The organism is Streptomyces sp. NPDC097640, from assembly GCF_040302705.1.
Lineage (GTDB): Bacteria > Actinomycetota > Actinomycetes > Streptomycetales > Streptomycetaceae > Streptomyces.
In genome coordinates this window covers 347,026-364,368 of record NZ_JBEOSB010000004.1, presented here as the reverse complement: position 1 = coordinate 364,368, position 17,343 = coordinate 347,026, and the positions used below count along the sequence as shown (strand labels likewise).

Sequence of the window (17,343 nt, the reverse complement as noted above, 5' to 3'; positions counted from 1 at the left end):
AGGCCGCCCCTGACCACAGGTAGAGTCCGGCGAGGTAGCTGACCGGGGTCTTGTCGTGGCGGGTGGCGAGCCCGCGCCACTCCTTGATCTTGTTGCCGGTGCGATCCCACAGCGGCACCAAGGGGGTGTAACTGCGAGGTCCGCTCATTCGCTCGCTTTGAGCGCCTTGTCGATGTCGGCTTGATGATCGCTCAGCCAGTCCTGGTAGGACAGCGTGGGGCGGCCGACGAGGCGCTCGACCGTATCGCTGACCGGGGCCGGATTCTCGGTGCGCGCGGCGAGTTCCGTGAGCACCGCGTCGGCGATGCCGTCCGAGATTCCCGCCCGCAGCAGGTGTTGGCGCCCCTCTTCCGGGGTGATTTCCCGGTGCGACAGCATTCGGCCCGTGACCCGGGCAAGCAGCCTGACGCGGTCCGGTTCGGTCAGCACCTCCGGACCCGTCACCGGCAGCGCCGTCCCGCCGTGAACGGCAGCCCCGTCCAGCAGGGCCCGTGCGGCGACGGCGGCCAGATCATGTTCGTGCACAGTGGGGGTGCCGGCGTGGGCGTACGGTCCGTACACTGTGTCGCCGTAGCGGATCTGCGGGACGAGATGGAGAAGGTCGTTAAGGGCGAACTCCTCGGCCCGCACGTGGGTCCATGCAAGACCGGACTCTTCGGCGAGTTCCTCGCTCCTTCGGTGCATCCTGGCGATTTCGTCGCGCTGTTCGTCGGCAGGCACGCCGTCGCGGACGTACACCGATGAGATGAGCACGACATGCTCGACACCCTGGTCATGTGCCGCGCGCAGGAACTCTGCTGTCGCCGGGCCGGTCGCGTCCGAGTTGAGAAACACGCCGCGCACGCCGGAGAGTGCCTCGGCGATCGGCCGGAGGTCCCGCCGGATATCGCCGCGCACGATCTCGACGCCCTCAGGAAATCCCCGATCCCCGTGCTGACGTGTCAGAGCCCTAACGGGACGCCCAGCGGCGTGCAGGAGTCGGACAATTTCGCGACCGATATTGCCGGTCGCCCCGCTGATGAAATACATGATCGCGTCTCTTTTCACGAGATGAGGCATTCACAGAATGATTCGACTCGGGCACTGTGCGCCACGTGAGCCAGATCGGCGCCCGCCAACACCCTCAATAACAGAACGCCGTCCCCTTAAGGCGAAGGTAACAGAACGTCGTCCACCTAACAAGAGGACGCCGTTCTGTTAGTATGGGCGTGAATGGAGGGACCATGCCGGAGTCGACGTTCGTACGGGCCAGGCGGCCGGAACAGAAGGAACAGCGCCGTGAAGCGATCCTGAGCGCCGCCCGGGAGCTGGCCTCTGGATCAGGCGTGCGCCAGGTCAGCCTGGGGAACGTAGCCGCAGCGGTCGGCCTGGCCAAGTCCAACCTGGTGCGCTACTTCGGCACCCGCGAGGAGATCTTCCTCGTGCTCGCCGTGGACGAATGGCACGGCTGGGCCGGCGACGTCCTCACCCGGCTCAGCAACGGCGAAGGCCCGGTCGACGCTCTGGCAGAACCGTTCGCCGCACGGCCGCTGTTCTGCGATCTGCTCAGCCAGATGGGCGCGACCCTGGAACACAACATCTCCGTGTCAGCCGCCCGCGACTTCAAGCGCGCCGTCAACACCATCAACGGCGAACTTGCCGACGCGATCACCCGCGCGCTACCGACCGTCACGGTCGGCGAGGCACGCGAACTCGCCGCACAGGCTCCGATGCTGGCGGGTACGTACTACCCCGCGACCCATCCGCCCCGCACCCTCGCTGAACTCTATGCACAGGAACCGGAGCTCGCCGCCGACTGCCCGGCGCTGGTGCCGTCCCTCAAGCGCACCCTCGCCGCGATGGCTGCGGGGCTGCCCGCCCTGCGTACCTGAACCCGGGGCCGGGAAGCTGCTGAGAGGTCCCGACCCAACTCGGCACAGTCCCTAGTGGGGCAGGTGATCGAACCGCCCGGCCTTCACGGCGTGCGTGAGGGCGCGGAGGGCGGCGGGGGTGGTTGTGATCACGGTGTGCGGTTCTTCGCTCTCCCGCAGGAGGATCGACGCGTCGGGCGCGTGGGCCAGCTCGACGCAGGCGTTGTCTGGGGCGTCCGCGGAATAGGAGGACTTCCGCCACTGTATGTGGGACATCTCCATGCCTTCAGAGTCGTTGTGCGATGGCGTGAATGAAACCGCGCGTGTCGTCCGGCGTGAGGGACAGATCTTCCGTCCGGTCGAGGATCCGCCGGTAGTTGGCGAGATGGGTCTCGCCGTCGAGGAACATCACACCAGTGGGCGCGTCGAGCTGCACGGTATCCAACTGCGGGACCGCCCCGCGCACGTGGGCGGCCGAGACCCCGGCGTTGGGGAACCCTCCGGCGGAGAAGGGGACGGCTCGCACCGTGACATTGTCCCGCTCCGATGCCTCAAGGACGCGCTCCAACTGGCCACGGGCCACCTTGGCCCCACCGAACTCCATCCTCAAGGCAGCTTCATGGATCAGGAAGGTGCACGGCGGCGGATCGTCCCGATCCAGGACATCGCGGCGCCGCAACCGGAAGGACAGGCTGACTCGGAGTTGGGCAGGAGTGGGCTCCGGCTCGGCGATCGAGAACACGGCCTTCGCGTAGTCCTCGGTCTGCAGGAGTCCTGGGATGTGCATGATCTGCACAGCGCGGAGACTCACGGCCCGGAATTCGAGCTCGGCCAGGTCCAGGGCGGTGGCGGCCATCTTGCCGTCGTACTCGTCCCACCAGCCTCGGCCACGCTCTGAGGCCATGGCCGCAAGCGCGTCAACGTACCCCTGGTCGCCACATGAGTAGATGGCGGCCAGCATCCTGAGGCGCTCTTCGCTCACGCCGAGGCGACCGGCCTCCATGTTGCTGATACGCGTACGGTCCGCGCCCAATTGCTCACCGGCGCGGACCACGCTCATCCCGGCCTGTTCGCGCATCTTGCGCAACTCCGCGCCCACGCGGCGCTGCCGCGCGGTTGGGGCTGCCTTCTGCGGCATGTGCGGACCCTCCCGTTACCCATTCCGTCACACAGTGTTCCAGTGACACTACTCGAATCCAGATCCGGATGCACAAGCTCATCCGGGTTGGATGCACGAGTGCATCCAGGTGCCGTAAGGTTCCGATAGCACAGCGCATCGGAACCATCACGCACCGCGTTGGGAGAACCCGCCATGCCCGAAGCCGCCGAACCCCCCTACGCCTACCGGCTCAGTGCCCCCAACTCCCCCAGGAGCCCCAAAGCCTGCCGTGACGCGATCGCCGCTCTCCTCCAGGCCAACGGCCTGGAGGACCTCGCGGACACGGCCCGCCTCCTCGTGTCCGAGGCGGTCACCAACGTCCACCAGCACACAGCCACCCCCGTCATCCACATCGACGCCCTCGTACGCGACCGCATCGCCACCATCGCCGTACGCGACAGTTCCCTGGACGACCTCCCCCGCCCGCGCAGGGCGGAGGCCGACGAGGAAGGGGGCCGCGGGCTCTTCCTCATGAAGCAACTCGCCCACGCCTGCGGCGTGACCTGGGAAAGCGGCGCGCACCCCACCGGCAAGCACATCTGGTTCGAGCTGCGCGACCCGGTCATCGAATGAAACAGAGGACGAGGGCGGCTGCCGCCGCGAAGGCGCACTCAACTGAGCACGTCCGCACGCCCCTGACACGCGCCCTGACCGCCCGTCACCATGAGAGGTACCAATCGCCGGCCAGGAGCGACCAGGAGGAAAGCCAGATGGGGAAGCACGGAGGCAAGCCGGACCCGGCCGAGAGCGACGGGCACAAGCCTGACAAGCCCATCCCGCCCCCCGACCCGAGGCGACCGGAGCCGCCGAAGCGATGACCGCCGACGGCACGGCAGCCCTCGCCCGGCGGCTCTCGGACGGCGGCCACCTTCCGGCCGCATGGCTCGGCCCCTTCACTCGCGTCGATCGCGCGGGGTTCCTCCCCGACCGCATCTGGGTCCGCGTCGCGGACGGCTACGAGCCCGTCGACCGCGCCGCCGAGCCGGACCGTTGGCGGAGCCTGGCCTACAGCGACGAGGCACTCGTCACCCAGGTCGAGGATCGGCCCGGCGCCGCGCCGGCGCGTACCCCGTCCAGCTCGGCGAGCATGCCGAGTGTCGTCGCCACCATGCTCCAAGCGCTCGACGTCCACGACGGGCAGCGCGTCCTCGAGATCGGGGCGGGCACCGGATACAACGCCGCTCTCCTGTCCGCCAGGCTCGGCAGCGAGCAGGTGACCACCGTCGAGGTCGATCCCGCCCTCGCCGACAGGGCGCGGGCCGCCCTGAAGTCCGCAGGCCACCGGCCCGCGGTGATCACTGCGGACGGTGCCGACGGATGGCCTCCGGGCGCGCCGTACGACCGGGTCATCGCCACCTGCGCCGTACACGACGTGCCCCGCGCCTGGATCGAGCAGACCGCGCCCGGGGGGCTCGTCGTCCTCCCGTGGGGCACGGCACTGCGCAACGGGGTGCTGCTGCGGCTCACCGTCGAGGACCGCCCGGACGGGCCCGTGGCATCCGGCCGGGTCGTTGGCGACAGCTCGTTCATGTGGCTGCGGGCGCAGGCGCCCGAACGTGACGTCATGGCCGTTGTCCGAGGTGAGCCCAACCGCGGAAGCACTCGCCTCGACCCAAGCTTTCTCGGTGATGACGACGCATGGTTCGCCACCGGAGTCCTGGTCCCGGGCTGCCGGTCGGCGGCGGGCCCTGGCCCGGACGGCGAATGGACTCTCTGGCTCGCCGACTCGGCCTCCGGCTCCTGGGCGTCCGTCGATTACGAGCCGGACGCCACCGACTACGAGGTCCGGCAGCACGGCCCACGGCTCCTCTGGAACGAACTGGAGGCGGCACACGCCTGGTGGGCGCGGGCCGGGCGGCCGACGCGCACACGATTCGGGCTCACCGTCACCTCCGCCGGTCAGCGGGTATGGCTCGACTGTCCGGACAACGTCGTTCCCGCCGACGTCCACGGGGAAGGTGACGCGATCCCGCTGTGACGGGCGCGGCGTGGATGCGGTCGCGGATCGCCGGAGCGTGCTCTTGAGGTCGGCGCGGGCCCCGTCGCCCGCCTCGGCGAGAACTGCCACTGATCCATCCAAAACGCACCAGCCAGGTCCGGCATCGCCATGTCGCCGGACCTTGGCGCGCTCGGCGCCCGTACGGATGAAACGACGCGATCCCGCTGTGACGAGCGAGAGACATGGGTACGGTGTCCAGCCTGTCGGAGGCCTCGGAGGACGCCCATGCCGCGCGAGTCGGGCACGCTGCCCGAGTACTGGGACACCTACAAGCCCTATCGTGGGCACGGTGAGCAGCCGGTGCCGGACATCGATGCGTTCGCCTGGACTCAGTACGACGGGCACGGCCCCGGCGAGGAGTTCCTGGGCAGCCCGCGTACCGCTCTCGAGCTGGGCTGCGCCGAAGGGAAGGAAGCCGTATACCTCGCTCGTACCGGAGTCGAGGTGACAGCGCTGGACTTCTCCGCCGTCCAGGTCACGCGTGCCCGCCGGTGGTGGGGCGATACCCCCGGGCTGGCATTCGTGGAGGCGGAGGCATGCGGCTACCTCGCTGCCGCTGAGACGACATACGACGCGATCTTCTCCGTCTGGGGCGCGCTCTGGTTCACCGACCCTGACGACCTGATCCCACTGATCGCCAGGCGCCTCAGCCCCGGCGGCATCCTGGCCTTCTCGCAAGCCGAGCCGATCGAGGGGTACTACGGCCCGCAGCCGATGTACGGGAACGGCCTCGCGGGCCGCAAACTCACCCTGCTTCGCTGGTCGTACCCGCCGCAGTGGTGGGCCGATCTACTCAAGCGGACGGGCTTCGTCGACATCGATGCTCGGGTGCTCCCCGCGCCGAGCCCGGACGACGTCGGCACGCTCATGGTACGTGCGAGCGCGCCAAGATAAAGGGGCGCCGAGCTTGGGGGTCCGTCATATTCACAGCAGCGGCAAGTTGATGCCGCCCGAGACATTGCCGGCCTGCACAACGTCCCGAGACGACCCTCACAGGTCATTCTGAGAGCCTTGTGGGCGACTTCCCTCGCCCCCGGCCGGGGCGTTGATTTGTTCTCCGCTCATGCCGCCGGGGGCGGCGGAAGCGCGTGCGGAGCACCGTACGACCGGATCATCGCCACCCGCGCCCTACAGCGCGCCTGCCAGTCGGCCTTCGTGCTCCCGGGCCGCCGATTCCCGGCGTTTCGTCATCTCCGCCGGTGTCCCAGCACGTCAGTGTGTGGGGCGTCCCACGAACGACTCAGATCGCCGCGGCTCCTGGCAGATGACCCGGGCCGGCCTGCACTCTCTGGGATGCAAGCCGGACAGCGCGGTCAACCCCGTGCCGCCCGGCTGCTCCGGGGTCTCCGGTCCCCTGCTTCTGCCCCAGAGCACTAAGCGGCGACCGGGGCCCCGTGACCGAGGTCATGAGCTCACTGAGGGAGAGAGATGCACGTACTACGCAAGTTACGGTTGATCGCAGCCGTTGCTGTGGCTTCCGGAGGGCTGACTGCCGCGGCCATCACGCCGGCTTCCGCCGCGACGGAAGCCTGGAGCGACTGCCCGAGCGGCTACTTCTGCGCCTGGAGCGGTTCGAACGGGACCGGATCCAGGTGTCAGTGGGAGGGGAATTCCGAGTCCTGGTACTTCGACTGTTCCTGGGCTGGGAACAAGTACCCGCACTCGGTCTACAACCACGGCACCTCGGGCCGTGGCGTAACGATCTACGCATGGGTGAGCTGGGAGCAACCGATCGGTGGTTGCGTCACCAAGGGTGAGAAGGTCAATCTGGCCGGAAACTACTACATCGGGTCGCACGCCTGGAACTGCTGAAGCGACAAGCCGGTGGGGGCAGTTCGCCGCTCTCAGGCTGGAGGCCATGGCGCTGAGGCATGATCCGGGGCCGGGCCGGCCGTTCGGCCCGGCCCGGCCCGGCCCCGGATCGGCCTCAGGGGCTACGTGCCCGCGTTGGAGTTGCCGCGCAGCTTCACACTCGCCGTGCCGGCATTCTTGATCGCCGTTTCGATCTGGGCCATCGACGAGCCGGAGTCGATCCCGGGCAGCGTCGCGGTGTTCACCGCGTACAGCGTGAAGGTGTACGGATGGGTCGAACCGCCGGGGCAGGGGCCGAAGTACTGCTGGGCGTTGGCGCCGCTGCCCATGGCCTTCTGCTTGGCGCCGCTCTGGCCGGGGACGTTGAATCCGGACCCCAGCGCCTCGGGCAGGGACAGCTTGGCGGCCGGGATGTCCCAGATCGCCCAGTGGAGCTTGTTGCCGCCGTTCGCGACGTCCGCGAAGACGATGGCCCAGCTGCGCGCGCCGGTGGTGCCGGTGCCCCAGGCCAGTGGGGGCGAGGGGTCCTGGCCGGCCGTGCCGTCCCCGGCGCAGGTGTGGCGGGTGGGGATGGTCGCGTTGTCGTTGAAGGCGCTGCTGCCGAGCTTGAAGTCACCGGCCGTGCCGTCGTCCGAGTAGACGATGTCGATCCGCAGGATGCGGTCGTTACCGTCCGTGCCGTCCTTGTCGGTGGAGGTGGTGAGCCAGATGTCGCCGTCGTGGTCGACCTCGACCGTGCGCAGGCGGTCGTAGGTGCCCTGGAAGTACGTCTTCTGCTCGACGAGGTTCGACGAGGAGTCGATCCGCATCCGGTAGACGCGCTTGCCCACGGTGGTGGCGACGAAGACGTGGTCATTGATGATGGTCAGCCCGCTGGGCGAGGCCGATGAGGTGGACCAGGTCTTCTTCGGCGCGATGTAGCCGGAGTCGGAGCAGTCGCCGCTGGTGCCCTCGCAGTTGGGCCAGCCGTAGTTGCCGCCCTTCTGGATGAGGTTGACCTCGTCCATGACGCTGTTGCCGAACTCGGACTCCCACAGGCGGCCCTTGGAGTCGAAGTCCAGGCCCTGCGGGTTGCGGTGGCCGAGTGACCAGACGGCGTTGCCGAAGGGGTTGTCGGACGGGATGGAGCCGTCGGGGTTGATCCGGAGGATCTTGCCGTTGAGCGAGTTGCGGTCCTGGGCCCGCGACTCGGTCTGCGCGTCGCCCATGGAGGCGTACAGCTTGCCGTCGGGGCCGAAGCGCAGCCGGCCGCCGTTGTGGTAGCGGCTCTTCTCCATGCCCTGGAGCAGCACCTTGTAGCCGCTGAGGGTGTTGTTCTCCAGGGTCATGCGGGCGATGCGGTTGCCCTCGCTGGAGGTGTGCACGAAGTAGAGGTAGTGGTCGGTGGCGAAGGTCGGGGAGACCTCGAGGCCCAGCAGACCGCCCTCGCCGCCGGTGGTCTGGGAGTTGGGCACCTTGCCGACCAGGGTCTTCGTGCCGGACTTGGTCAGCTTGTAGACGTTGAAGGTGTTGCGCTCGGTGAAGACGCCCGTGCCGTCGGGCAGGAAGCCGAGGCCCCAGGCGACGTCCACCCCGCTCGCGATGGTGCTGACCGTGCCGGGGTCGGGGGTGCCGCCGGGCTGGGTGCCGGAGGTGGTCACCGTGATCTCGGGCGTGAAGGGGGACTTGTTGCCCTTGAGGTCGTACGCCCTGACCTTGAAGGCGTACGCGGTGTTCGGGGTCAGGCCCGCGACGCTGGTGGTCGTGGTCTCGGAGGTGCCGGACAGGGCGCCGTCGCGGTAGATCTCGTAGCCCGTGACCTTGACGTTGTCGCTGGACGCGGCCCAGGACAGATCGACGGTCGTGGCCGTCTTCGAGGGGGAGGTCAGGTTGCCGGGGGTGGTCGGCGGCTCGGTGTCCGGCGGGGCGGGCAGGGTCGCGATGGTGACGGCGTTGGATGCCTCAGAGGCGTTTCCGGCCGCGTCGCGCGCGAAGACGGTCCAGTCGTACGAGGTCTCGGGGTCGAGGTTTTCGACGGTCACCGCGAGGACGTCCGGGCCGACCTTCTTCATCAACTGGCCGTGCTGGTAGATGTCGTAGCCGGTGACGCCCACGTTGTCGGTGGCCGCGTCCCAGGCCAGCGAGACGGTGGTGGCCGTCGGCTCCTTGTCCTTGCGCAGGTTCGCGGGGGCGGTCGGCCGCTCGGTGTCGGCGGGGCCGGTCGGGGTGACGGTCAGCTTGTCGAGGTTGGGGCCGTCGACGCCGGAGGTGGTCGCGCGGACCTTGTTGCTTCCGGCCTTGAGCGTGGCGTTCACGCTGACCGTCTTCCAGGTGGTCCAGGCGCCGGTCGCCGGGAAGGAGAGGTCGTCGGCGACGGTGGCGCCGTTGACGGCGATGTCGAGCGGGCGGTCGGCGGAGGAGCTGGCGTAGCGGAAGTCGAGCCGGGCGGGGCCGGCCTGTGCCGCGTCGACGCTGAATTCGACGTAGGCGCCCGCGACGACGTCGAAGTTCACGAATCCGGTGCCGGAGTAGCCGTCGTGGTTGGACTCCGCGGCACCCTGGGAGATCTGGGCGGACTCGGCCTCGTAGTCCGTTCCGGCCGGTCCGTCGGCGGCGGTGACATCGACGTAGTCGAGGTTGGGCCCGCCCTCGGCCGCCGCCGAGGTCGTACGGATGGTGTTGGCACCGGCCTTGAGGGTGACGGTCGTGGTCACCGACGACCAGGTGGTCCAGGCGCCGGTGGACGGGAACGCCAGGTCGTCCGCCGCCTGGTCGCCGTTGACTGCGATATCCAGCGGGCGGTTGGCGTCGGTGCCGTTGGCGTAGCCGAGGGTGAGGGTGGCGCTGCCCGCGGCAGGGGCGTTCACCGTGAACTCGACGTAGCTGCCGACCTGGTTGTCGAAGTTGACGAATCCGGAGCCGGAGTAGCCGTCGTGGTTGGACTCGGCCGCGCCCGCGGAGATGACCGCGGACTCGGCCTCGTACCGCACGGGCGCGGCCTTCGCGCCGGCGGGCTGGGCCCCGGAGGGCTGGGCCGCGCTGAGATTCGGCAGGGCGATGGTTAACGCCGCGGTGGCCGCGGCCAGAACGGCACCGACCGCTCGGCGCGGTCTGCGGGGGATGGGTGCCACAGGAGTCCTCCCGGTCGACTGACTGATAGGAAAGATTCCTAACAGTGACGCAGCAGCGACGCGTCCACGTCAAGAGGCGTGCAGGGGTTCCGTGAGGCCGTCGAGGGCCTGGGCGAAGGCTGCGGAGTTGGCCGGGGTGAACCAGGTGGTGCGGATGCGCTCGTTGTTTCCCTTCGGGGTCTCGTGGTTGGCCGCGAGCTACTCCAGGGTGCGGGTCTCGTCGCCCAGGGCGCGGCCGACCTCCTGGAAGAGGCCGCGGACGTAGCGGTCCGCGTCGCGAGTGTGGCGAGGTACCGGTAGTGGGTGGTCAGCGTCCCCGTCACCGCGGAGAGGACGTTGAAGGCCGTCTCGTCCGCGACCGGGAGCGCCCCGCCCAGGCGCTCGAAGACAGTGGCCTCGCTCATGCCTCCCTCTCCCCTTCTCCCCGCATGTCCTCATTATGCACGCGATGCGCGCAACAGCAAGTGCATAGATTATGCTGAGTCCGGGCGAGAGGAGCGAGAGCGAGATGACAGGCCGAAGGCGCTGGTCGACCGAGGAGATCCTGGATGCGGCGGCGGAGCTGCTGCGTACGAGCGACGCCGAGTCGTTCAGCGTGCGCAAGCTGGCCGCGGCGCTCGGGACCGATTCCTCCAGCCTTTACCGGCACTTCCGCAGCAAGACCGAACTGCTGCGGGCCGTCGCCGACCGGATTCTCCTGGCCGCCATGGACGACTACCGGCCCGAAGGCGACTGGAAGCAGCGCATCACCGCGCTGGCCCTGCGCGTGAGAGAGGCCTTCGGCCGGCAGCCTCAGCTCGCCACGGTCTGGGGACGCTATGCGTCAAGCGGCGCCGGTTCCCGGCTGGTCATGGAAGAGGTGCTACAGGCCCTGCGGGCGTCGGGCCTGCCCGACGAGGAGATCCCGGCCCGCTACCACCGGATCGCGATCCTCCTCGCCTCGTTGATCGCCTCCGAGGCCGGGGTCAGCACCATCACCCCCGAAGAGTACGAACAGGGCATGGAGCTGTTCCGCGTCGCGGTACTGGGCGCCGACCCCGAACGCTTCCCCGCCCTGGCCCACTTCGCCCGCGACGTCCGACCCCTCGGGGTGGACCGCCGCGCCGCGTTCGAGGAGATCCTCGCCGCCCAACTCGCGCACATCGAGGCCGGAGTCGTCACTCCCCCACAGTGACGGCTCTGAGCTCGTCGAACGACTCCCGCGTGAGCTCCACCAGGCCTCGGTCCTCGGCCTCGCCGACCCAGCGCTCGTACGCGACCTTGAACACGGCGATCCCCGCCTCCGCGGCCAGACTCGCGGCCGGGTCCGCGACGCCGCGCCGGCGCAGCGCGTCGGCCAGCGCCGCGGACCAGGCCGCCATCTTGATCAACTCGCGTTCCCGGAGCTCCGGGTTGGCGACGATGACGGCCTGACGCTTCCGGGAGTGGGCGTGGCGCCCCTGGAACACGGCGGCGACGGCGTCGAGGGCCGCGGTCACCACGGCGATCGGCGCCGTGGACTCGGGCACGGCGGCGACGGTGTTCACCAAGAGGTCGTGGAGCGGGCTCGTGCCCCCGAACAGGACCTCGCGCTTGTCGGCGAAGTGCCGGAAGTACGTGCGCTCCGTGAGCCCCGCCCGCTTGGCGATCTCCGCCACCGTCGTCTGCTCGAAGCCGCGCTCGCTGTAGAGGTCCAGCGCCGCCTGCTCGAGCCGCCCGCGCGCGTTCGGCTCCCATCGACTCATGCCGCCGATCTTACGTGATGACAGTGAATGACATCAGCCGTGTTACGGTCGATGACAGTGACTGACATCGCCCATCGGTGCGTCCCGGTCGCCGCGTCACGCCGTGCGGCAGGGACGGCCGGCTTAGCGGAGGTTTTCTCATGCGTGTTTTCGTCACCGGCGCTTCCGGCTGGATCGGCTCCGCCGTTGTTCCCGAACTGATCGGCGCGGGCCATCAGGTCGTCGGGCTCGCCCGCTCGGACGACTCGGCCGCCGCGCTCACCGCGGCCGGGGCGGAGGTGCGGCGCGGCACCCTCGACGACCTCGACGGCCTGCGGAGCGCGGCTGCCGCCTCGGATGGCGTGATCCACCTCGCCTTCAAGCACGACATCGCCTTCTCGGGGGGCTACGAGGAGGCCGCCGAGGCGGATCGCCGCGCCATCGAGGCATTTGGCGACGCGCTCGCGGGTTCCGGGCGACCGCTGGTCATCGCCGCCGGGACGCTCGGGCTCGCACCTGGGCGCGTGGCCACCGAAGCGGACGGCACTTCCGACGACCCGACCTCCCTGGGCGCCGGGCGGCACGCCAACGCACAGCTGACGCTGTCCTTCGCGTCCCGCGACATCCGCTCGTCGGTCGTGCGGCTCGCCCCGACGGTGCACGGCGAGGGGGACCGCGGCTTTATCGCGATGGTGGTCGACATCGCCCGCACCCGCGGTGTCTCCGGCTATATCGGTGACGGGACCCAGCGCTGGCCCGCCGTACACCGGTTCGACGCGGCGCACGTCTTCCGCCTGGCGGTCGAGAAGGCCCCGGCGGGATCGACGCTGCACGCCACCGGGGACGAGGGCGTACAGATCCGTGCCATCGCCGAAGTGATCGGGCGCCATCTCGACCTCCCCGTCGCCTCCCTCTCCCCCGAGGAGTCGGCCGAGCACTTCGGCTGGCTGGCCGGCGTCCTCGCGGACGACGGCCCGACGTCAAGCACCCTGACCCGTGAGCTTCTGGGGTGGCAGCCGACCCACCCCGGGCTGATCGACGACCTCGGCAAGGGCCACTACTTCCGCACCCCGACGGCCCCCTGACTGCCTGACCAGCCCGACCGGCCGGGTTGGCCGGTCGGTCGGGCCGGTCGGTCGGGCCGGTCGGTCGGGCCGGTCGGTCGGGCCGGTCGGTCGGGCTGAACCGCGGGCGCCTCGTCCCGGCTGGGGCCGCACCGGGGACACAGAACCGTCAGAGCGGGTTGAGGCGGGCCTTGAGCAGGCAGAACTCATTGCCCTCAGGGTCGGCGAGAACGTGCCACTGCTCCTCGCCGGTCTGGCCGATGTCGGCCGGGCGCGCCCCGAGCTTCAGGAGGCGTTCGAGCTCGGCGTCCTGATCGCGGTCGGTGGCGTTGACGTCGATGTGCAGCCGGGACTTCCCCGGCTCCGGCTCGTCCCTGCGACTGAGGATGATCGTCGGCTGCGGGCCGCCGAACCCTTCGCGCGGCCCGATCTCGAGGCTGCCGTCCTCTTCGCGATCGAGCACGACGAAGTCCAGGACCTCGCACCAGAACCGCGCCAGCGCCTCGGGGTCGCGGCAACCGAGCACGAGCTCACTGATACGACATGCCATGGGCGAAACCTACTTTCAGCGCGGGAACTGCCGCTCGAGACCGTACCGGGCGAGGCGAGCAGGCGCGAAGGTTTTTGGGGGTCCTCGCCTCGCCCGGCCGGGCCACCGGGCGAGGCGAGGCGAGGACTGTAGGCCGCACAGTGGAGCAGCCGACTTCGGATGCGCCTGGCGCTCTGCGCGAGCGGCGCCGGACATCAATTCCACTTATAGTGGATCAAATACGGATGATTCGAGGCTGGGCCGCCCGGCTATGAAGCCATCCCTTCGAACGGCGCGAGCGGTGCACGTTGCGTCCGGATGCCGGCTGGCAGCGAGGGCAGCGGGCTCAGCGGGCCGGACTGGATCTTCACTCCGAGAAATCTCGGATCGGGCCGGGCGAGCGGTTCCCAACCCCAGTCGGCGCAGGATGGAGGAGTCGTGCAGAAGTCATTCGACGTTGTCGTGATCGGGACCGGGGAGGCGGGAGCGGCGGCCGCTCTGCACTGCCGGGCCGCCGGCCGGAGCGTGGCCGTGGTGGACTCGCTGCCCTACGGCGGCACCTGCGGGCTGCGCGGCTGTGACCCCAAGAAGGTACTGGTGGGAGCGGCCGAGATCATCGACCGCAGACGCCGCATGGAGGGCCGTGGCATCGCGGGCGAACTGGGCATCGACTGGCCGGAGCTGATCCGGTTCAAGTCCACGTTCACTGATCCGTTTCCCGCGCTGCGGGAGGACAGTTTCGTCAAGGATGGCGTGGAGACCTTCCACGGGACCGCCCGCTTCACCGGCCCGCGCTCGGTCCAGGTCGGCGACGACACGCTCGACGCCACCCATGTGGTCGTCGCCGTGGGCGCATGGCCGGCCAACCTGCACATTCCCGGCGAGAGCAACCTCACCCGGAGCGATGAGTTCCTCGACCTGACGGCACTGCCGCAGCGCATCGTGTTCGTCGGCGGCGGCTACATAGCCTTCGAGTTCGGCCACATCGCGGCGAGAGCCGGAGCCGCCGTCACGATCCTGCACCGGGGCGCCCGGCCGCTGGCCCATTTCGACCAGGACCTCGTCGCCCGGCTCGTCGAGCGCAGCCACGAGGTGGGCATCGACGTCCGCACGGGCGCGACGGTGGTGGCCGTGGACGGGAAGCCGGGCGCGCTGAAGGTCACCGCGGAGACAGGCTCGGGTCGCCAGGTATTCGAAGCGGACTTGGTCGTCCATGCGGCCGGGCGGGCGCCCCAGATGGACAACCTGGACCTGGACGTTGCCGGCGTGCAGTTCGATCGTCACGGGGTCGCCGTCAACGGCTTCCTACAGAGCGTGTCGAACCCGGCCGTGTACGCCGCGGGTGACGCTGCGAACAGCGGCAGCCTGCCCGAAACGCCCTTCGCCCAGTACGAGGGCGGCCTGGCCGCCCGCAACGTGGTCGAGGGCAACCAACACCCGGCCGAGCATTCCGGCATGGCGAGCGTCGTGTACTCCATCCCCCCGCTGGGCGCGGTCGGGATGACCGAGGACCAGGCCCGGGCCAAGGGACTCGACTTCATCGTCAAGCAGGGCGATTCCTCCGGCTGGTACTCCGCACGCCGGGTTGCCGAGCCGGCCTCGATGTTCAAGGTTCTCATCGAGAAGAACAGCGGCAGGCTCCTCGGCGCTCACCTGCTGGGGCCCGAGGCGGACGAGTTCACGAACATCTTCACCCTGGCCATGCAGGCGAACGTACGCGCCGACGACCTGCGGCAGACGAATTTCGTCTACCCGACCCAGGCCTCCAACATGGCGTGGATGCTCTGATCAGGCCTGAGGCGGGTAGGTGAGGCGCCCGTCCTCGACATGCGCGTACTTGTGCAGGACCGCCGGCTTCGCGGTCGTGGTCGACATGATGTCCACAACCTCCGCGCCCGCGACAATCAACGCGTCAGTGATCAACCGGCGATGGCAGCGCCACGGCACCGCCTCGCTGCACATGATCGCAGGTCGGCCGTGTTCGGCCAGCTCGAGCAACTCGCCCAAGCCTTCCCCGAATTCATCGCTCGCCATGTAATCGGCGTAATCACGGAAGGCCTTGACCTGCCATGCGCCGTTCACGCTCAACACGCCCTTGGGGGTGTGCCGCCTGCCGCCCAGTTTCGGGATCCACCGATATTCGATATCGGGAGGGAGCGCGGCGATGATCGCGGACTGGTTCCACTGAGGGAACTTCCTGGACGACGGGAACGAGCGAACATCGACCAGATGGCTGATCTCGTGGTTGCGTAGAATCGCCAGCATTTCACCGAAGTCACGAGTCGAATGCCCCACCGTACAGATACGGTTCGCCATCCTGCCGCCTCCCATATAGCGGGATCCATTTCAGGATACGGCCGTGGTAATAATGGTAGTAGGACCGCATCGCATGGCGGGCCGAGTCAGCCGTCGAGTCGGTGCGGACGTCAGGGACTCGAGAAGGGATGACGGTGCCATGCAGGAGGTGCGCTCGCGCCGCGTTTACGAAGAGGCCGAACGGTCCGACGGCAGGCGCGTACTGGTGGACCGGCTGTGGCCTCGCGGCCTGTCCAAAGAAAGGGCCCATCTGGACGAGTGGCTCAAGGCGGTGGCGCCATCCGATGAGCTGCGCCGCTGGTACGGCCATCAGCCCGCCAAATTCGCCGAGTTCAAGCGCCGCTACAAAACCGAACTGACGGAGCCGGACCGGGCCGAGGCACTGCGTCATCTGCGCGATGAGGCCCGGACCGGCCCTGTGACGTTGCTGACCGCGACGAAGGACATCGAGCACAGCGAGGCAGAGGTTCTCGTACAGCTCATGCGCTCGAGGTAGGACGCGCTCCGCAGGCTCACGCCATGGTGTCGGCCGTCGTCGCCGCGAGTGCCTCGTCATCGGCCGGCTCGTCCTGGGCCATCAGGCCGGCCACCCACAGCGGCATCAGCCAGTGACACACGAGGGCGGCGATGAGCACGGGCGCCACGTAGGCCTTGGGCGCGCCGCCACTCGCCCCACCCGTGATCAGCAGGCCGGCCGCGGCAGCGAGGAGCAGCAGGGTCATCGCCCGGTGGGCGCGGGCCAGGACACGGCTGCGCTCGGCCGACTGCCGCTCGTCCAGGGCGCGTTCGCGCAGTTCCAGAAGGCCGCGGGTGGCGCCGTTGATCAGCCCCGTGGCGATCATCCAGGGCAGCAGCAGCACCGCCATGGCGACGACGGCCCACATCGGCTCCGCCTCCGCGAGGTAGAAGTGGGTCATCAGCGCGCCGAAGGCCGCGGTCAGCGTGATGTGCGTGGCGACGGCCAGACGTCGGCGCGCGGCCGTGGCGTACAGCGGACGCCCTCGGGGGTCGTTCATCAGCCGCACCATGCTCTGGTCGTAGCGGGTCATTCGAGTCGTCGGCATGGCTATTTCCTCCCGTAGACCTCATCCGTGAGCGGCCGGAACGGTTCGAGGGAGAACAGCGCCTCCACCGGCAGTCCGAAGAACTTCGCGATCTTCAGCGCCAGGTCGAGGCTCGGGTTGTACTGCCCTCGCTCGATGTAGCCGATGGTCTGGTAGTGCACCCCCACCGCCTCGGCCAGGCTCTGGCGCGACACCTTTCGCTCGGCGCGCACCATCGCCAATCTGTTGTGCACCTGCTCGCTCATGTATAAGAAGTACTACATCACGCAGTACGGCTGCAACCGATCCCTCGACACGAGGCCTACCTCCCCACCGACCGGGTTCATGCGCCGTACGCGGCCGCCCGCATCAGGTACAGCTCGGCGTACAGGCCCTTGGCGGCGAGGAGTTGTTCATGGCTGCCCAGCTCGGCGACCCTTCCGCCGTCCAGGACGACGATGGGGGTCCAGCGCGGCGGCCGGCTCGTCAAGGACCGTGAGCAGCGGGCGGGGGCGCATCATGGCGCGCGCCAGCGCGAGCTTCTGCCACTGTCCGCCCGACAGCTCCGCCCCGCCCTGCCACGACGCGCCCAGCGGGGTCTCCAGCCCCTCGGGGAGCCGCTCGGCGAAGTCCGCGCGGGCCCCGGCCAGGGCGGCGCGGACGGCGTCGGCGTCGTCCAGACGGAATTGACCACGGAGCCGCGACATCGTCCCCGCCGTCGCCGCCAGGGCGCAAGGGTTCCGGTTGCGGCCGGGACG

18 protein-coding genes and 1 pseudogene are annotated in these 17,343 nt (G+C 69.2%); 9 read left to right on the top strand and 10 right to left on the bottom strand.

The genetic code is table 11. The features are described from left to right. Positions 1-144 precede the first annotated feature (144 nt). Positions 145-1,029, bottom strand: a complete 885-nt coding sequence (locus ABTY62_RS08120) for an NAD(P)H-binding protein (RefSeq protein ID WP_352128562.1) — start codon at positions 1,027-1,029, stop codon at positions 145-147. 194 nt (positions 1,030-1,223) lie between these two features. Here ABTY62_RS08120 and ABTY62_RS08115 point away from each other — a divergent pair, with 194 nt between their 5' ends. Beyond that, positions 1,224-1,871, top strand: a complete 648-nt coding sequence (locus tag ABTY62_RS08115; RefSeq protein ID WP_352128561.1) for a TetR/AcrR family transcriptional regulator — start codon at positions 1,224-1,226, stop codon at positions 1,869-1,871. 51 nt (positions 1,872-1,922) lie between these two features. On the opposite strand, the gene ABTY62_RS08110 is transcribed toward ABTY62_RS08115, so the two are convergent. Beyond that, positions 1,923-2,126, bottom strand: a complete 204-nt coding sequence (locus tag ABTY62_RS08110) for a DUF397 domain-containing protein (RefSeq protein WP_352128560.1) — start codon at positions 2,124-2,126, stop codon at positions 1,923-1,925. Positions 2,127-2,136: 10 nt separating this feature from the next. Beyond that, positions 2,137-2,988, bottom strand: coding sequence for a helix-turn-helix domain-containing protein (locus ABTY62_RS08105; protein WP_352128559.1), 852 nt, complete (start codon positions 2,986-2,988; stop codon positions 2,137-2,139). 174 nt (positions 2,989-3,162) lie between these two features. Here ABTY62_RS08105 and ABTY62_RS08100 point away from each other — a divergent pair, with 174 nt between their 5' ends. The 4 genes and pseudogenes from ABTY62_RS08100 to ABTY62_RS08085 all read left to right on the top strand — a co-directional run. Then, complete coding sequence (locus ABTY62_RS08100; RefSeq protein ID WP_352128558.1) at positions 3,163-3,582, top strand: ATP-binding protein; 420 nt, start codon at positions 3,163-3,165, stop codon at positions 3,580-3,582. Positions 3,583-3,823: 241 nt separating this feature from the next. Then, positions 3,824-4,987: a methyltransferase domain-containing protein gene (locus tag ABTY62_RS08095; protein ID WP_352128557.1), complete on the top strand. Its 1,164-nt coding sequence runs from the start codon at positions 3,824-3,826 to the stop codon at positions 4,985-4,987. A gap of 246 nt (positions 4,988-5,233) precedes the next feature. Further along, entirely contained in the window at positions 5,234-5,902 is a 669-nt protein-coding gene (locus tag ABTY62_RS08090) for a class I SAM-dependent methyltransferase (protein WP_352128556.1), read from the top strand. A gap of 534 nt (positions 5,903-6,436) precedes the next feature. Then, positions 6,437-6,721 (top strand): annotated as a pseudogene (locus ABTY62_RS08085) (peptidase inhibitor family I36 protein); the annotation flags it as partial. A gap of 221 nt (positions 6,722-6,942) precedes the next feature. Here ABTY62_RS08085 and ABTY62_RS08080 read toward each other — a convergent pair. Beyond that, positions 6,943-9,930, bottom strand: coding sequence for a PQQ-dependent sugar dehydrogenase (locus ABTY62_RS08080; RefSeq protein WP_352128555.1), 2,988 nt, complete (start codon positions 9,928-9,930; stop codon positions 6,943-6,945). A 508-nt stretch (positions 9,931-10,438) separates the two neighbouring features. On the opposite strand from ABTY62_RS08080, the gene ABTY62_RS08075 reads away from it, so the two are divergent. Beyond that, positions 10,439-11,104 (top strand): TetR/AcrR family transcriptional regulator, encoded by a 666-nt coding sequence (locus ABTY62_RS08075; protein WP_352128553.1) that lies wholly within the window; start codon positions 10,439-10,441, stop codon positions 11,102-11,104. Here ABTY62_RS08075 and ABTY62_RS08070 read toward each other — a convergent pair. Then, complete coding sequence (locus ABTY62_RS08070) at positions 11,088-11,654, bottom strand: TetR/AcrR family transcriptional regulator (protein WP_352128552.1); 567 nt, start codon at positions 11,652-11,654, stop codon at positions 11,088-11,090. The two genes, ABTY62_RS08075 and ABTY62_RS08070, sit on opposite strands and share 17 nt — an antisense overlap. A 140-nt stretch (positions 11,655-11,794) precedes the next feature. Between ABTY62_RS08070 and ABTY62_RS08065 the strand changes: the two genes are divergently transcribed. Next, entirely contained in the window at positions 11,795-12,718 is a 924-nt protein-coding gene (locus ABTY62_RS08065; protein WP_352128551.1) for an SDR family oxidoreductase, read from the top strand. Between the two features lie 148 nt (positions 12,719-12,866). Here the strand turns inward: ABTY62_RS08065 and ABTY62_RS08060 are convergent, their stop codons facing one another. Beyond that, on the bottom strand, positions 12,867-13,247 hold the full coding sequence (locus ABTY62_RS08060; protein ID WP_311722538.1) for a VOC family protein: 381 nt from the start codon (positions 13,245-13,247) through the stop codon (positions 12,867-12,869). Positions 13,248-13,664: 417 nt separating this feature from the next. Here ABTY62_RS08060 and ABTY62_RS08055 point away from each other — a divergent pair, with 417 nt between their 5' ends. Further along, positions 13,665-15,014, top strand: a complete 1,350-nt coding sequence (locus tag ABTY62_RS08055; RefSeq protein WP_352128550.1) for a dihydrolipoyl dehydrogenase family protein — start codon at positions 13,665-13,667, stop codon at positions 15,012-15,014. On the opposite strand, the gene ABTY62_RS08050 is transcribed toward ABTY62_RS08055, so the two are convergent. Further along, on the bottom strand, positions 15,015-15,542 hold the full coding sequence (locus tag ABTY62_RS08050; RefSeq protein WP_352128549.1) for a DUF488 domain-containing protein: 528 nt from the start codon (positions 15,540-15,542) through the stop codon (positions 15,015-15,017). A gap of 139 nt (positions 15,543-15,681) precedes the next feature. On the opposite strand from ABTY62_RS08050, the gene ABTY62_RS08045 reads away from it, so the two are divergent. Beyond that, entirely contained in the window at positions 15,682-16,038 is a 357-nt protein-coding gene (locus ABTY62_RS08045; protein ID WP_352128548.1) for a DUF488 domain-containing protein, read from the top strand. A gap of 16 nt (positions 16,039-16,054) precedes the next feature. On the opposite strand, the gene ABTY62_RS08040 is transcribed toward ABTY62_RS08045, so the two are convergent. From ABTY62_RS08040 to ABTY62_RS08030, 3 genes are all read right to left on the bottom strand, one after another. Next, complete coding sequence (locus ABTY62_RS08040) at positions 16,055-16,606, bottom strand: hypothetical protein (protein WP_352128547.1); 552 nt, start codon at positions 16,604-16,606, stop codon at positions 16,055-16,057. Positions 16,607-16,608: 2 nt separating this feature from the next. Continuing rightward, positions 16,609-16,851, bottom strand: coding sequence for a helix-turn-helix transcriptional regulator (locus ABTY62_RS08035; RefSeq protein ID WP_352128546.1), 243 nt, complete (start codon positions 16,849-16,851; stop codon positions 16,609-16,611). A gap of 147 nt (positions 16,852-16,998) precedes the next feature. Next, positions 16,999-17,292 carry an ATP-binding cassette domain-containing protein gene (locus ABTY62_RS08030; RefSeq protein ID WP_502997420.1) on the bottom strand — a complete coding sequence of 98 codons (294 nt, stop codon included), beginning with the start codon at positions 17,290-17,292 and terminating at the stop codon, positions 16,999-17,001. Between the last annotated feature and the right edge of the window lie 51 nt (positions 17,293-17,343).

What these genes read in the sequence shown, in the direction of transcription:
- ABTY62_RS08065 (WP_352128551.1), top strand. Translation starts at nt 11,795, where the DNA reads ATGCGTGTTTTCGTCACCGGCGCTTCCGGCTGGATCGGCTCCGCCGTT.
- ABTY62_RS08115 (WP_352128561.1), top strand. Translation starts at nt 1,224, where the DNA reads ATGCCGGAGTCGACGTTCGTACGGGCCAGGCGGCCGGAACAGAAGGAA.
- ABTY62_RS08110 (WP_352128560.1), bottom strand. Translation starts at nt 2,126, where the DNA reads ATGTCCCACATACAGTGGCGGAAGTCCTCCTATTCCGCGGACGCCCCA.
- ABTY62_RS08040 (WP_352128547.1), bottom strand. Translation starts at nt 16,606, where the DNA reads ATGCCGACGACTCGAATGACCCGCTACGACCAGAGCATGGTGCGGCTG.
- ABTY62_RS08075 (WP_352128553.1), top strand. Translation starts at nt 10,439, where the DNA reads ATGACAGGCCGAAGGCGCTGGTCGACCGAGGAGATCCTGGATGCGGCG.
- ABTY62_RS08030 (WP_502997420.1), bottom strand. Translation starts at nt 17,292, where the DNA reads ATGTCGCGGCTCCGTGGTCAATTCCGTCTGGACGACGCCGACGCCGTC.
- ABTY62_RS08050 (WP_352128549.1), bottom strand. Translation starts at nt 15,542, where the DNA reads ATGGCGAACCGTATCTGTACGGTGGGGCATTCGACTCGTGACTTCGGT.
- ABTY62_RS08045 (WP_352128548.1), top strand. Translation starts at nt 15,682, where the DNA reads ATGCAGGAGGTGCGCTCGCGCCGCGTTTACGAAGAGGCCGAACGGTCC.
- ABTY62_RS08120 (WP_352128562.1), bottom strand. Translation starts at nt 1,029, where the DNA reads ATGTATTTCATCAGCGGGGCGACCGGCAATATCGGTCGCGAAATTGTC.
- ABTY62_RS08060 (WP_311722538.1), bottom strand. Translation starts at nt 13,247, where the DNA reads ATGGCATGTCGTATCAGTGAGCTCGTGCTCGGTTGCCGCGACCCCGAG.
- ABTY62_RS08035 (WP_352128546.1), bottom strand. Translation starts at nt 16,851, where the DNA reads ATGAGCGAGCAGGTGCACAACAGATTGGCGATGGTGCGCGCCGAGCGA.
- ABTY62_RS08095 (WP_352128557.1), top strand. Translation starts at nt 3,824, where the DNA reads ATGACCGCCGACGGCACGGCAGCCCTCGCCCGGCGGCTCTCGGACGGC.
- ABTY62_RS08100 (WP_352128558.1), top strand. Translation starts at nt 3,163, where the DNA reads ATGCCCGAAGCCGCCGAACCCCCCTACGCCTACCGGCTCAGTGCCCCC.
- ABTY62_RS08070 (WP_352128552.1), bottom strand. Translation starts at nt 11,654, where the DNA reads ATGAGTCGATGGGAGCCGAACGCGCGCGGGCGGCTCGAGCAGGCGGCG.
- ABTY62_RS08090 (WP_352128556.1), top strand. Translation starts at nt 5,234, where the DNA reads ATGCCGCGCGAGTCGGGCACGCTGCCCGAGTACTGGGACACCTACAAG.
- ABTY62_RS08105 (WP_352128559.1), bottom strand. Translation starts at nt 2,988, where the DNA reads ATGCCGCAGAAGGCAGCCCCAACCGCGCGGCAGCGCCGCGTGGGCGCG.